Annotated in this window: 14 protein-coding genes and 1 tRNA gene; 8 read left to right on the forward strand and 7 right to left on the reverse strand. The window is 70.6% G+C overall.

The window, feature by feature from the left end; translation table 11 throughout:
- Window positions 1-128: 128 nt before the first annotated feature.
- The 4 genes from EV187_RS18370 (at window position 129) to EV187_RS12080 (ending at window position 1929) form a co-directional block, all read left to right on the forward strand.
- Complete coding sequence (locus EV187_RS18370) at window positions 129-293, forward strand: hypothetical protein (protein ID WP_165391179.1); 165 nt, start codon at window positions 129-131, stop codon at window positions 291-293.
- Window positions 290-562, forward strand: a complete 273-nt coding sequence (locus EV187_RS12070; protein WP_130353342.1) for a hypothetical protein — start codon at window positions 290-292, stop codon at window positions 560-562. Before EV187_RS18370 ends, EV187_RS12070 begins: the two co-directional genes overlap by 4 nt.
- A 138-nt stretch (window positions 563-700) precedes the next feature.
- A complete protein-coding gene (locus tag EV187_RS12075; RefSeq protein WP_130353343.1) occupies window positions 701-1405 on the forward strand; it encodes a TMEM175 family protein in 705 nt (234 codons plus the stop codon).
- Between the two features lie 170 nt (window positions 1406-1575).
- On the forward strand, window positions 1576-1929 hold the full coding sequence (locus EV187_RS12080) for a DUF7882 family protein (RefSeq protein ID WP_130353344.1): 354 nt from the start codon (window positions 1576-1578) through the stop codon (window positions 1927-1929).
- Here the strand turns inward: EV187_RS12080 and EV187_RS12085 are convergent.
- The 3 genes from EV187_RS12085 to EV187_RS12095 form a co-directional block, all read right to left on the reverse strand.
- The gene (locus tag EV187_RS12085; RefSeq protein ID WP_130353345.1) at window positions 1868-3220 is read right to left on the reverse strand and encodes an MFS transporter; all 1353 of its coding nucleotides are present in this window, start codon (window positions 3218-3220) and stop codon (window positions 1868-1870) included. The genes EV187_RS12080 and EV187_RS12085 overlap by 62 nt on opposite strands.
- A gap of 3 nt (window positions 3221-3223) precedes the next feature.
- Complete coding sequence (locus EV187_RS12090) at window positions 3224-6148, reverse strand: alpha-mannosidase (protein WP_130353346.1); 2925 nt, start codon at window positions 6146-6148, stop codon at window positions 3224-3226.
- Window positions 6149-6320: 172 nt separating this feature from the next.
- Complete coding sequence (locus tag EV187_RS12095; protein WP_130353347.1) at window positions 6321-6647, reverse strand: ArsR/SmtB family transcription factor; 327 nt, start codon at window positions 6645-6647, stop codon at window positions 6321-6323.
- A 16-nt stretch (window positions 6648-6663) separates the two neighbouring features.
- Between EV187_RS12095 and EV187_RS12100 the strand changes: the two genes are divergently transcribed.
- The 3 genes from EV187_RS12100 to EV187_RS12110 all read left to right on the forward strand — a co-directional run bounded on the left by EV187_RS12100 (window position 6664) and on the right by EV187_RS12110 (window position 8796).
- Window positions 6664-7140, forward strand: a complete 477-nt coding sequence (locus EV187_RS12100; protein WP_130353348.1) for an SRPBCC family protein — start codon at window positions 6664-6666, stop codon at window positions 7138-7140.
- 240 nt (window positions 7141-7380) lie between these two features.
- Window positions 7381-7998: a hypothetical protein gene (locus EV187_RS12105; protein WP_130353349.1), complete on the forward strand. Its 618-nt coding sequence runs from the start codon at window positions 7381-7383 to the stop codon at window positions 7996-7998.
- 15 nt (window positions 7999-8013) lie between these two features.
- Window positions 8014-8796, forward strand: coding sequence for a PspA/IM30 family protein (locus tag EV187_RS12110; protein ID WP_130353350.1), 783 nt, complete (start codon window positions 8014-8016; stop codon window positions 8794-8796).
- A gap of 57 nt (window positions 8797-8853) precedes the next feature.
- Here EV187_RS12110 and EV187_RS12115 read toward each other — a convergent pair.
- A tRNA-Arg gene (locus EV187_RS12115) sits at window positions 8854-8925 on the reverse strand.
- Between the two features lie 91 nt (window positions 8926-9016).
- Here EV187_RS12115 and EV187_RS12120 point away from each other — a divergent pair.
- A complete protein-coding gene (locus EV187_RS12120) occupies window positions 9017-10057 on the forward strand; it encodes a lactonase family protein (RefSeq protein ID WP_165391180.1) in 1041 nt (346 codons plus the stop codon).
- A 241-nt stretch (window positions 10058-10298) separates the two neighbouring features.
- On the opposite strand, the gene EV187_RS18560 is transcribed toward EV187_RS12120, so the two are convergent.
- The 3 genes from EV187_RS18560 to EV187_RS12135 form a co-directional block, all read right to left on the reverse strand.
- Complete coding sequence (locus EV187_RS18560; RefSeq protein ID WP_207221836.1) at window positions 10299-11225, reverse strand: CHAP domain-containing protein; 927 nt, start codon at window positions 11223-11225, stop codon at window positions 10299-10301.
- 133 nt (window positions 11226-11358) lie between these two features.
- Window positions 11359-11856, reverse strand: a complete 498-nt coding sequence (locus tag EV187_RS12130) for an HNH endonuclease (protein WP_130353352.1) — start codon at window positions 11854-11856, stop codon at window positions 11359-11361.
- A gap of 359 nt (window positions 11857-12215) precedes the next feature.
- On the reverse strand, window positions 12216-13034 hold the full coding sequence (locus EV187_RS12135; protein WP_130353353.1) for a C40 family peptidase: 819 nt from the start codon (window positions 13032-13034) through the stop codon (window positions 12216-12218).
- Between the last annotated feature and the right edge of the window lie 228 nt (window positions 13035-13262).

The following is a 13262-nucleotide window of genomic DNA, read 5'->3' on the forward strand; positions in this document are numbered from 1 at the left end:
TACCGACGCCCGGTGGGTAGCACCGGCTCGCGGGCGGGTCAATCCCCTGCCCCCGCGGCACGGGCGTGCGTAGCGTCGGAGCTGGCCGACCTAGTTGGCGCGGTCGGCCGCGAGCGAGGAGAGCACCGATGAGCGACCCCGACCCTACCGATCCGAAGGCGGCCGACGAACTCGATGCCGCGGTGGATGCCGCCGAGCGGCATCAGCGTGCCGAGGAGGACGCCGACGCCGACGAGCACGTCGTCATCCGCGACCCCGAGACCGGCCACGTCGCAGAGGAGCCGGCGCCATGAGCTCCGTTCTCGACGACCCGGCCCACGACGAACGCCCGAGGCAGGGCAACATCCTTCCGCCGATCGGCATCTGGTGGCCGATGCTCGAGCGGCCGCTGCAGCGCGAGGTGCTGGAGAACCTGGAAGCGCCGCTCCGCGGCGCCGTCGTGCGACGCATCTACGACCTCTGCGAGCTCGAGGGCGAGCCGATCCCCCGCGGCGGGCTTCGGCTCGGCGTCAACGAGCGCGCCTACATCGCCGGCTGGATGCACGCCGTCGACTGGAACTGACCCCTCGGTCGGGCGTCGCCCGGGTCTCGTCCACGGATGTCGCGGCTGCGGCATCCGCGCACGCGTGCTCGCACGGGCGGAACGGCACCCCGGCGCGTCGAAGGCCGCTGACGCCGCCGCGCGGGGCACACTCCTGTCGTGGAGACTGAACCGGCGACCGCCGAACGGCACTACGCGCGCGACACCCTGGAGTTCGCGCGCGCCTTCACGTTCTTCGACGCGGTCTACGCCTTCGCGCTGACCCTGCTCGTCGTCAACATCGACCCGCCGGAGGCGGCGGACTGGACGAGCCCGTCCGCGCTGCTCGGCAGCGGCCTCGAGTGGCAGCTGCTCGGCTTCGCGATCAGCTTCTCCGTGATCGCGGTGTTCTGGCGGGTGAACCACCGGATCGTCGCGGGCTTCCGCGCCCTCAGCCCGGGCACGATCACGGCGAACCTCGTGGCCATCGCATTCGTCGTGCTCATCCCGTTCTCGACCCAGGGCGTCAGCGACGTCGAGACCGCCGACGCCCCGCTCGCGGTGGCCGTCTACGCCCTCGACATCAGCTGCGCGGTGCTCGCGCAGGCGGCGTTGTTCTACGTCGCGCGGCACGACGGCGTGCTCGCGCACCCGCTTCCCCGACGCGCCGATCGGGCGAAGCTGCTCGACACGCTGACGATCCCGGCGATCTTCCTCGTCTCGATCCCGATCGCCTACGCCTGGGGCGCCGATGCGGGCCGGTGGACGTGGGCGCTGCTCATCGTGGTCGGTCCGATCAGCGGACGCCTGACGTCCCGCCGGGTGGCGCGGATCGTCGCCGAGGACGCCGCGGCCCGCGGCATCCGCTCGGAACCCGACGCCTGACGTCGATCACGCGGGCACCCGTACGTCCCGTCGGCACGACCGGACACGAACCAGACGCGCCCGGCCGAAGTCAAGACCCTCCCGCGAATCCGATACGGCGGAAAGGATGTTCCGACCCGGCTCCGCGCACTCCGCGCGCGTCGATCGCCGGCGTCTGCGAACGGAGCGGAATGGGCACGTTGGTCTACGACAGCGGTGTTGCGGCGGAACTGGACGATCGGACGCTCGCGCACCTGCAGGTCATCATCGTGAACAAGCTCCGCCGGCAGGAGAGCTTCCCGTTCACATGGAACGATGAGCGCCGGTCGATGACGGTCTGGCTGAGCCCGAACACCCCGATCGCGTTCGTGTACCACGGCAACCGCCCGCCCCGGCTCAACCGGGCATGGCTCGAGGACCTCGCGCTGATGGCGAACTCGGTGGGCGGCCTCGTGGTCGTGCCCGAGCCGTCGGACGACGCGCTCAGGGCCGAGGCGCCGGAGGTGCTCCCAGCCGATAGAACAGGAACGGGATCGCCGAGATGAGGCAGCTGGCGGCGGGCACCAACGTGATCGAGGCGAAGACGAGATCCTGCATCGCGGGCGTGACGGTCACCCCGGCTTCATAGCCGGCCATCACCACGAACGCCCCGAACACGAGCACGGCCAGTGCGTTCATGATCTTCGTGGCGAAGGTCAGGCTGGCGAAGGAGATGCCGTCGTTGCGCACGCCGAGGCGGCGCTCCGCGTCGTCCACGGAATCGGCGATCATCGTCGCCTGGGTCACGAGGAAGATCCCGAGCGTCAGGCCGGTCAGGAAGATGAAGACGAGGATGGCGCCGAGGTTCGCGAAGCCCACGAGGTACATGGCCACGTACAGGGCGGCGGCGACCAGGGAACTGCCCACGATCAGGGTGCGGCCGGTGAGGTGGCGCAGCAGGAGCGGGGTGAGGAACGACGAGACGACCATTCCCAGGATGATCGCGGCGCCGACGAGGGTGAACGTGCCCTCGTCGCCGTAGGCGATCACCACGAACACCGCCCCGCCCGCCTGCACGATGAACCGGCCGAAGCCGAGCACCGAGCCGAGCAGCACCATCAGCAGCGGCGTGTTCCTGAACAGCGTCGTCGCGAGCTGGCGCATCGAGAGGCCCGTGGATGCCGCAGTGGTCTGCCGCTCGCGGGTGAAGAAGAAGGCGAGCAGGAACACCGCCATCCCGAGCACCGAGGTGATGAAGACGGCGAGGGACCAGCCGCTCGACGTCGTCTGCGGTCCGGAACTCAGGAGACGCGCCAGCCACGGCATGCCGAGCGTGGCGAGTCCGAGGGCGATGGCCCCGAAGGCGCGCACCATCCCGATGACGCGCGTCCGTTCGACCGGATCGCTGAACGCGGAGCCGATGAGACCCCAGAACGGCACGTCGCACACCGTGTACGCGAGGCTCCAGAGCACGTAGCAGACGCCGAAGTACACGAGCTTCACCGGTTCCGCGGTGTCGGGGACGGTGAAGAGGAGTCCCGAGAGCAAGGCGACCGGCGCGGCCGAGAAGAGGATGTAGGGACGCAGCTTGCCCCATCGGGTGCGGGTCATGTCGATGATGCTGCCCATCACCGGGTCGAGGATGGCATCGACGATCTTCGAGACGGTGATGATGACCGTGACCACGGCCAGTCCCGCCGTGCTGATGCCCGCGTACTGCAGCAGGTACACGAGGATGAACGTGGACACGGTGGTCAGCACGAAGTTCTGGCCGAAGCCCGCGCTGATCACCGCGATGCGCTGACGCCGCGGCGCGACGGCGGGCCCGGTCGACGTCTGCTTCGCGGTCGCGGTCACGGTTCAATCCTCCAGCAGGATCGTCTTGATCTCGAACGGGCGGAACGCGAGCCGCCCGAGGTCCGCCTCCCCGGCGGGCCGCTCGATCAGGTCGGTCTCGCGCGCGGTTCGGTGCGGCAGGTCGACCCGGAGCCTGGTCGTGGTCGGGCGTCCCAGGCTCTCGTAGAGACGCAGCACCACTCCCTCGCCCTGCTCGGCAACCTTCACGGTCTCGATGATCACACCGGGGTCGTCGACGACCGCGACGCTGTCGAACCGCACGCCCTCGGTCATCCGCAACGGGTTGTTCAGGCGGTAGGCCTCGCGCACGACCTTGGCGAGGTCGCCGTCGTCGAAGGGGCAGAACGCATACGTGAAGCGATGGATGCCGCGATCGGCGGTCCGGTCGGGGAACGTCGGCGAGCGCAGCAGGTTGAGGCTCAGCAGGCCGTTCTTGGCCCGATGACCGTACTTGCCGTCGTTGAGCAGCGCGAACCCGCCGCCGGCGTCCTCCGTGGCGATCCACTTGTGCGCGCACACCTCGAACTGGGCCTTCTCGACGGCGTCTCGCTCCGTCGTGACCCGCTCGATGTGCCCGAACTGGATCTCGCAGCGCACCGACTCGCCGTAGTGCGTCGGGCGGAACTCGGCCCGGAGCATCCGATGCCGCTCGTGCCAGTCCACCTCGGTGTCGAAGCGCACCACGTCGCTGCCCGCCTCGAGGACGACGCGCTGGTCGATCGTCAGGGTCCGTCCGCGGTACACCTGGCGGCGCACCGCGACGGGGCCGTCCACCGTCGTCTCCACGTGGCTCACTCGCAGCACGCGCGGCGGGGCGTCCACGTAGTCGGGCTTGATGTCCCAGGCGTTGAACGGCCAGACGTAGGGATCCCTGTGCACCACGAGTCGGTTCAGGCCGCCGGCGGCGTGCTCCGCGCCGTCGCGGTCGAGGCACGAGGCGATCGCCCCCGTGTCGTCGAATCGCAGGGTCAGGATGCCGTTGCTCAGGGTGTCGGCAACGGATGCGAGCTCGGGGAGCGCCTCGACGGGCTCCAGCGGCACCGCGGCGTACGGCGGCACCTTCGCGTGGAACCAGCGCTCGTCGTGCCTCACGAATTCGCTCCGAGGCAGGCTGGTGAGGTTCAGTGCGGTGGGCGAGTCACCCTCGCGCGGCAGGCGACCGACGAGGCGGTCGGCGTACGCGTCGAGGCTCGCCTCGATGCGCTCGTAGGTCTCGGTCGCCTCGCGGTTGACCCGCGCGATCGACGAGCCCGGGACGATGTCGTGGAACTGGTTCAGCAGCACCTCGCGCCAGTGCTGCTCGAGCACGGGCCGGCTGTCGTCGTGCGCGAGCACGGCGAGGGCCTCGGCCTCGTGCAGCTTGCGCTCGACGAGGCGGTTGTGCCGCTTGATCCGGCCCTGCGTCGTGTAGGTGCCCTGGTGCGTCTCGAGGTACAGCTCGCCGACGTGGGTGTGCGCGAGGTCACGCCGCTCGAGCGATCGGAAGAAGCTGCCGGCCGAGGAGTACTCCAGCCGCGGGAGTCCTCGGAGACTCCGCTCGCGGCGCGTGAGCTCGTGGTGGATCTCGTTCGGGCCTCCCCCGCCGTCACCCGATCCGTAGACGAGCAGCGCCGTGTTCAGCGCGCGCTCGGGATACTGCCTGATGCCCGTGAGCAGGTTGTCGGCTGCACCGCGGCTGTTGTAGTCGCCCTCCGGCGGCATGTGCACGAGCACCGTGGATCCGTCGATGCCCTGCCAGTGGAAGGTGCGGTGCGGGAAGTCGTTGATCTTGTTCCAGGCGAGCTTGATCGTCAGGAACCAGTCCATTCCGGTGCCCCGGAGGATCTGCGGCAGGTTGCCGTTGTACCCGAAGGTGTCGGGGAGCCAGCAGAGCCGCAACTGGTCGTCGGTGAGCCCGAACTCCTCCTGGAGGAAGCGTCGACCGACGAGGGCCTGCCGCACCAGCGACTCCCCCGACGGCAGGTTCGTGTCGGGTTCCACCCAGAACGAGCCCTGCAGCTCCATGCGCCCCGCAGCGACGGCGCGACGCATCCGCTCGAACAGGGCCGGATGCCGCTCCTTCATCCACGCCATCTGCTGCGGCTGCGAGGTGCCGTAGACGTAGTCGTCGCGTCGGTCGATCGCGTTCAGCGCGCGGACGTAGGTGCGTGCGGCCTTGCGCCGCGTCTCCCGGAGGGGCCACAGCCAGGCCATGTCGAGGTGACCGTGGCCGACGGCGCTGTACACGAACTCGCTCGTCGATGGCTCCGACAGCCGCTCGGCCAGTGCCGCGCGCGCGCCGGTGGGATCGCCCTCGGTGAAGCGGGCGTCGGCGTCGCGGAGGGACCGGCGCAGTCCGGATTCGAGCGCGGGGTCGTCGGTCGCGCCGGCCAGCACGAGCAGCGTGAGGTAGTCGTAGTAGAGCGCGTGGACCTCGTCGTCGCGGGTCGCGAGGTGGGCGCCGTGGTAGACGGCCCGGCCCACCTCGTAGAGGATCCAGCCGTTGTACGTGACGTCGGCGAAGAACTCGATCCTGCCCGACGTGGCGTCGACGTTCAGCACCGGCCGGAACCGGGCGCCGCTGTTCGGCAGGTCGCCCTGCTGGAACACGGTGCTCACCGAGTCGAGGAGCTCACCGTCTGCCGAGTGCACGAGGCCTTCGCCGCGGATGCCGAGCATCACGACCGGGTGATCGACCCCGGCGGGCACGTCGCCCGTGATGTGCAGCCACGCGCAGTCGAACACCCCGCCCCAGCGGGTGCCGGGCCGCAGCGGCGCGAACGCCGTGCGGTCGAGCTCGTCGAACGGGATCGGCTCGGCCGAGCGGACGATCTCGGCGTCCAGCGTCGCGACGGGCGCGTAGATCCGCCTGCGGATGCGCATGAGCCGGCGATACTCTCGGGGCTGCTGCACACGGAGGCCGAAGAGCCACGACGCGAACCCCGCCATCCGTGCCCTCTCTGCCCGATGGGCCGCCTCGGATCCGCCGCTCCACTGCGGGACCGGATCACGTCGGCGGCTCGCGGTCGTCAGTCTATGCCAGTGCGTGAACCTCGAAGCGGAGCTCCGGCAGCACGTTCGGATCGGATCCGGGCGGGACGGGAGCGCCCCGCGCGACGACTCACTCGGCGTCGCCGAGCCGCTCGAGGAGGTCGACCGCCGCGCGGGCGTAGTCGCTGATCCATCGATCGTGGATGCGCTTGATGGGCAGCGGCGCGAGGGCGAGATGCCGCTCCCGGCCGATCCTGCGTCCCGTCACGAGTTCGGCGCGCTCGAGGACGCGGAGGTGCTGGAGCACGGTGGTGCGATCGAGGCCGGGGAACCGCGCGCAGAGCTCGCCCGTGGTGCACGGGGAATCCTTGAGTACATCGAGGATCCGGCGACGCGTGTGCGAGGCGAGCGCCTTGAAGACGAGATCATCGGACCCCTTGCCGCCACCGGGTGACATGTTGTAAAACTACAACATGAACGAGGAACGCCGGCTCGACACGCTCGGCTTCACCGTTTCCGGTCGCATCGCCAGGCCCGTGGCCGAGGTGTACGAGGCCGTCGCCGACCCCGAGCAGCTCTCGAAGTACTTCACCACCGGTGGGGCACGCGGCCGACTCGAGGCGGGCGGCGAGGTCACCTGGGACTTCCATGACTTCCCGGGCGCCTTCCCGGTCACCGTCGTCGCGGCGGACCCGCCGCGACGGATCGTGATCGAGTGGGAGGGCGAGGCGACGACGGGCGACCGGGGCTCGACCACCACCACCTTCGAGTTCGAGCCGGTCGACGACGGCGCGAGGACCCTCGTGACGATCACCGAGGCGTCCTGGCAGGTCACTGCCGACGGGGCGAAGCACGCATTCGGCAACTGCGCGGGTTGGACCGGCATGCTCGCCGCGATGAAGGCCTGGCTGGAGCACGGCATCAACCTGCGCGACGGCTTCTACGCCTAGGACGCCACGGACGGCCCTCGCGCAACGCCTCCTTCGCACGCGAGCGGGCGGCGCCGGCACCGCCCCACTCGCACTCGAGCGGCGCCGGCGGCACTGCCCCTTCCACGTGGACTTGCCGCGAACGCTTCCGGATGCGCCGAGGTGGGCTTACGATATATCGCGTCATGGGTTCGCGTTATATCGCGTCATGATCAGGATGCCGGTGCGTCGATGCTCGGCCCGGAACGGGGAGGTGGTCGGGTGACCGGCCTCGAATGGGTGCTCGCGGCACTCGCGATCGTCATCCTGCTGGGAATCTGCGGGATCGTCGCGCTCGTCCTCATCATCCGATCGCTCTACCGCCGGATCCGCCGCAGTCGCGCCGTCGGCGGCGCCGTGCTGCGCACCCGCGCCCGCGTGAGCCGAGGGCCGCAGCGGACGATCCTCTCCCTGCGCGTGCGACTCGAGCAGTCCCTCGACAGCGGAAAGGCCGCGGTCGAGCTCGCGGCTCGGAGCGGTGGCCCGCGGGGCGACCTCCCGCGGCTCTACCGTCGCATCGAGCAGGAGGGCATCGCCCTCGACCTGCAGCTCCAGCTGATGGAGAGCGAGGCCGACGCCGCCGTGCTCGCCGCGGACCTCCCCGCCGCCACCGACCGCGTCGAGCAGGTCGTCGCGCTGGTGCGCCGGCTGCGCTCCGCCGTCGCGTCGGGCCTCGCGGGACTCACCGACGACACGCTCAGCACGCTGGGCTCCGAGATGGACCGGGAGGTCGCCGCGCTGCATGCCGGCGTGCAGGAGCTGCAGGCGCTCAACCGACGCGACGGATTCGCGGAACCGACCCGGCCGCCATCGACCGATCGCCTCCATGGCTCGAGATAAAAGGGGAACACCATCATGAGCAGCAACACCTCACGCGTGAAGACGATCTTCCGGAGCAAGACGTCGAAGGCCCTCGACAAGGTGGAGGACCCCCGCGACACCCTCGACGACAACTACGACCAGCAGGTGAAGCTGCTCCACCAGGTGCGGCGGGCCGTTGCGGAGGTCGCGACCGCGAAGAAGCGCATCGAACTGCAGGGACAGGAGATGGGCAGCCGCTACCAGCGCCTCGGCAGCCAGGCCAGGGAGGCGTTGGCGCAGGGGCGCGAGGACCTCGCCCGCGCGGCGCTCGAGCGTCGTGCGCTGCTCGAGAACCAGGTCGCGAAGCTGCAGCAGCAGTTCTCCTCGCTCGAACGGCAGTCCTCGCAGCTGCAGGAGCGGGAGCGAGTCCTCACGGAGCAGGTCGGCGCGTTCCGCATCGAGAAGGAGACGATCAAGGCCACCTACACGGCCTCCGAGGCGCAGGTGAAGGCGAACGAGGCCGTGTCCGGCCTGAGCAACACCATCACGGAGGTCGGCAGCAGCCTCGACCGCGCGCGCGATCGGGTCGCGCAGATGCAGGCTCGCGCGGCCGCCACCGACGAGCTGCTCGCCAGCGGAGCGCTGACGGACCTCACGGCCGCGCCCGATGCCGACATCGAGCGGCAGCTGGCCGCCGTCTCGGCGAAGGCCGACGTGGACCGCCAGCTCCAGGCGCTGAAGGACGCCAACCCCTCGGCCGCCGCGCCGGCCTCCGAGCGCGGTGGCTCGGCAGCCGACGGCTGGCTGGGCATCGGACAAGGCACGCCCCAACCCTGAGTCGACGGCGGCCGCGAGGCGGGTCATGCGAGCGCGCGTCGCCGTGCATGTCGTGGGTGCCCCTGGAGGGACTCGAACCCCCAACCCTTTCCTTAGGACGGAACTGCTCTTCCATTGAGCTACAGAGGCTGACCGCACGAGTCTACCGGCTCGCGATAACGTGTTCAGCGGCGTGCGAGACGCCGACGAACGCGGCGGTGCCGCGGGAGGAGAGGGCGACGTGGCGCAGGCGGGGACGACGAGGTTCTGGGTCGGCGCGTCGACGCTCGGCTCCCTCGGAACGGCGGCTCGAGGCATCCGACCGCTGGATGTCGCGGTCGACGGCACGGCGACGCTCGGCGACCCCGTCGACGTGGGACCGAATCCCATGTACCTCGCGGTCTCCGGTGCCACGGGCGTGCTCGGCATCCTGCACGAGCTCGCCGAGGGCCTCGTCTCGACCTGTACGATCGAGGGCGATGCACTCCGCCCGTTCGGGCTGCCCGGCGCGACGGATGCCGCGGACCCGTGCCACCTCGCCTTCGACGAGTCGGGCTCGTGGATGTTCGCGGCGAACTACACGGGCGGGCGCCTCACGGCGCACCAGGTCGCACCGGATGTCGCGGCCGACGCGACGCACGCCGTGGTGTTCGCGGGTGCGGGCCCGGATCCCGAACGGCAGGCGTCGCCGCATCCGCACCAGGCCGTGGTCGACCGCGCCCGGGACCGGTTGCTCGTGCCCGACCTCGGCGCCGACCGCGTGCGCGTGCTCGGGCTCGGCGCGATGCCCTCAGAGCTGGCGCACGACGCCTCCGCCGACCTCGTGGTCCACGCGGGCGCCGGCCCGCGGCACCTCGTGGTCGTCCGCGACCTGGCCGTGGTGGCGAACGAGCTCGACCGCAGCGTGAGCGTCATCGACCTGGTCCGCGGGCGCGAGGTCTCGGTGATCCCCGTCGACGAGCGCGTCGAACCCCGGGGTCTCGGGCTCTCCGCGATCCGCCTCACGAGAGCGGGCACGGTGCTCGTCGGGGACCGCGACGCCGACGCGCTCGTCGCGCTGCGCCTCGATGCCGACGCCGGTACGCTGGCGCGCGTCGCGTCGATGCCCACGGGCGGGCGGCATCCGCGCGACCTGCACGTCACGCACGACGAGCGATTCGCGCTCGTCGCCGACCAGGGCTCGGACTCGATCGCCGTGATCGCCCTCGACCGCGGCGTGCCCACGGCGGTGGTCTCGACGATCGGCACGCCGGCGCCGGCGTGCCTCGCGCGGGTTCCCTGACCGGCGCGGTGCCCAGCTGCCGTCAGTTGTAGCCGAGGACGACGATCGCGGAGGTGGTCGGCGCGAGCTCGTCGACGAACCCGATCTCCTCGAGTCGTGCCTCGTCCAAGGGCTGCGTCATCGCCGTCACCTGCTCCTCCGTGGAATGAGCTCCAACGCTACCCGGAGAGTGACGATGGCCTCACTGTCCGAGTCGTCCAACTTCGGTGGCCGTTTTCGCCATGTCGTCGACAATGCGGCGTCAGACGGGCGGGTAGAGGTAGATCGCCGAGCCGTTCGGGATCACCCGCACGTGGTACGAGTGGTCGCTGTTCTGGTTGTACTCCTCGATCGTGACCGTGCCGTCGCCGTTCACCGACTGCACGTACGCCACGTGGTTGTACGGGAACCAGGCCACCGCGCCGACGATCGGGTCGCTGCTCGTGGCCCAGCCGTGGCGAGCCCATTCATCGGCCCACGCGTAGGCGCTGCCCGAGGCGAGGTTTCCCCAGGTCCACTTCCAGGGCGCGCCCGTGACGCCGGCATCGCGGTTGAGGCGCCAGGCCACGAAGTCGACGCACTCCCGGTAGTAGTACCGGAGCGGCGACAGCCCGCCGCCGTAGTCGTCGGGCGTCTCGTTCCACCACGGGTAGTCGTCGCCCTCGGCCTGCTGGGCCGGCGTGTAGTACGCGCCCGAGCGGTTCAGCTGTGCCCCGTAGGTCGCACGCTCGGCCTCCTCGGCCGCCGCGTCGATCTCGGCCTTGGTGGTGACCGCGAACGCGTCGCTCGAGACCGGCGCACCGCTCGCGAGCGCCGACACGTCGACGTTCTGCGCCTCGGCGACCGAGAGGCTGAAGACGCCGGATGCCTCGAAGCCGCCACCGGGCATGATCGCGTAGGCGGGGAGCGCCACCGTGCCGACGATCGCGGGCACCACGAGCACGGTGGCGAACACGCGGGCGGGGCCGTTGCGGCGAGTGGGACGCTGCGGCGCGAGGGCCGCCCGGGCCACGTCGCCGCCGGGTGCCGCGCGGCGAGCCGAGGTCACGGGCGCGCCGGCAGCGGCATCCGCTCGAACCGCGCGTGCACGACGACCCCGCTTCGGGGCGGAACGACGTGCGCGACCGCGATCGACCGTTCGTCGCTCGGAGCGCGTCGGCTCGTGGGCGTCGTTCTCGTCACCGTGCAACTGTTGATCCTCCGGACCCCGCTCGAGGCCGCAGGGCAGCCCGGAACGGGTTGGCTTCGTTGGTGGTCGCGGAGGTCGGGGGTCTCCGGACTCGTTCCACCATAGGGTACGTCGGAGCCGATGTCACGGAGCGTCAGGCGGCCGTGGCGAGGTACTCGTGCCACTGCGGGAGCGGTCGCTCGAATCCGCGCACCACCCAGCTGCGACCCTGCGGCATGCCGGGCGTGAAGCGCAGCTCCCAGCCCATCTCGGCGGGTGTGTGGTCGCCCTTGGTGTTGTTGCAGCGCAGGCAGCAGGCCACGAGGTTCTCCCACGTGTCGCGACCGCCGCGGGAGCGCGGCAGCACGTGGTCGATCGTCGCCGCCGATCGGCCGCAATAGGCGCATCGGTGCTCGTCGCGCCGGAGCACGCCGCGCCGGCTGACCGGCACGGCGTGCACGCGCGGCGTGCGGACGTACCTGGTCAGCAGGATCACGCTCGGACGGTCCCAGGAGCCGCTCGCCGCGCACACCGGATTCCCCTCCTCGTGCAGGATGACGGTGGCCTTCTGGTTCATCACGAGCAGGAGCGCCCGCTTGAAGGAGACGACGGCGAGGGGCTCATATCCGGCGTTGAGCACGAGTGTGCGCATGGGGTGCCTTTCGATCGGGGCTGGATGGCTTCCAGCCGCGTGAACGGATCGACGCGCCGAGCGCACGACGGCGTGCCGGAGGGGAGGTCGCAGGCCCGCGCGATCGACCCGGAGAACGAAGAACGGGCACCGTCATGAAGACAGTGCCCGTCGGAGCGTTCGCCCGGATCGTGCTCGGCTGACTGCTGCGCCGTTGGTGGAACTGGGCGCGCACATCCGTGGAATGGATGCTGCGCGTCTCGACCATCGGCTTCCCCTGCCCGGCTCTCGGATCGTCAGGGTTCAAGGGTACGGCACGAATGGCGTGCCGGGTCACCCCGGCACGCCATTCACAGCTCGCGTCACGCGATGTTCACGGATCAGATGCGCACGATGTAGTAGTCGCTCGTCCAGATCGGCTGCGTGCGGACCACGGTGCCCTCGTACGGGGCGTGCAGGATCATCCCGTTGCCCGCGTAGAACCCGATGTGCCCGGGCATCACCACGAGGTCGCCGGGAACGGCCTGCGACTCAGAGATCTGGGTGCCCGCCGCGGCCTGGCTGGCGGAGGAATGGGGCAGGCTGATGCCGAACTGCGCGTAGACGTACTTGACGAGGCCCGAGCAGTCGAAGCCGGCCGGCGTCGCGCCGCCGTACACGTAGGGCACGCCGAGGTACTGCTGGGCGACGGCGAACACGCTGGCGGGATCGGCGGACCCGTACACCGGGGACGCGGCGAGCTCGTCGGCGGAGAGGCCGGAGTACCCGGCCGCGTAGGAGGCCATCTGCGCCTCCGCCGCCTGGCGGGCCGCTTCGGCCGCCGCTGCAGCCTCGGCGGCGGCGCGGATCTCCTCGCCGGTCGTCGCCGAGAACGAGTCCTTGGTCACGGGTGCGGCGATGACGTCGTCGGTGACCTCGACCGTCTGGGCCTGCGCCTTGGTGAGCGCCGTCTCGGCGGAAGTGCCGAACTGCGGGCCCTCGCTTCCGGGTGCGAACGCGTACGCGGGGATCGCCAGGGTGCCGACGATGCCGGCGGCCACGGTCATCACCACGACGTTCGCCACGCCGCCGCGGCGGAGTCGTCGAGCGGTCGACGGCAGTGGTCTCGTGGCGACCTGCTGTGCGAGGTCCGAAGTGCGGGTAGCCGGGACCTTCGAGACGGGAGACGCCTTCGAGAGGGCCCCACGTGCGGTGTCCATGGTGGAACGTCGCCGGGGGAATCGAGCCAAAACGTGTACCTCCGCCGCCCCACGGCACTTGCTGTCGTCCCACCTGGTGCGCGCAAGGCGCTTCCACGGGTTCCGGATCGAGCGGTGGGCGCTTGGGGGCGATCCCGATCCTGTTCCGCCGACTGGCTTCGTGCCGGCGGACTCGATCGAGAATACGCGAGGGACGGCCGAATGTCACATTCTGATCACGGTGCGTCC

Origin of the sequence: Agromyces ramosus, assembly GCF_004216665.1 — a bacterium.
GTDB classification, from domain to species: Bacteria; Actinomycetota; Actinomycetes; order Actinomycetales; family Microbacteriaceae; genus Agromyces; species Agromyces ramosus.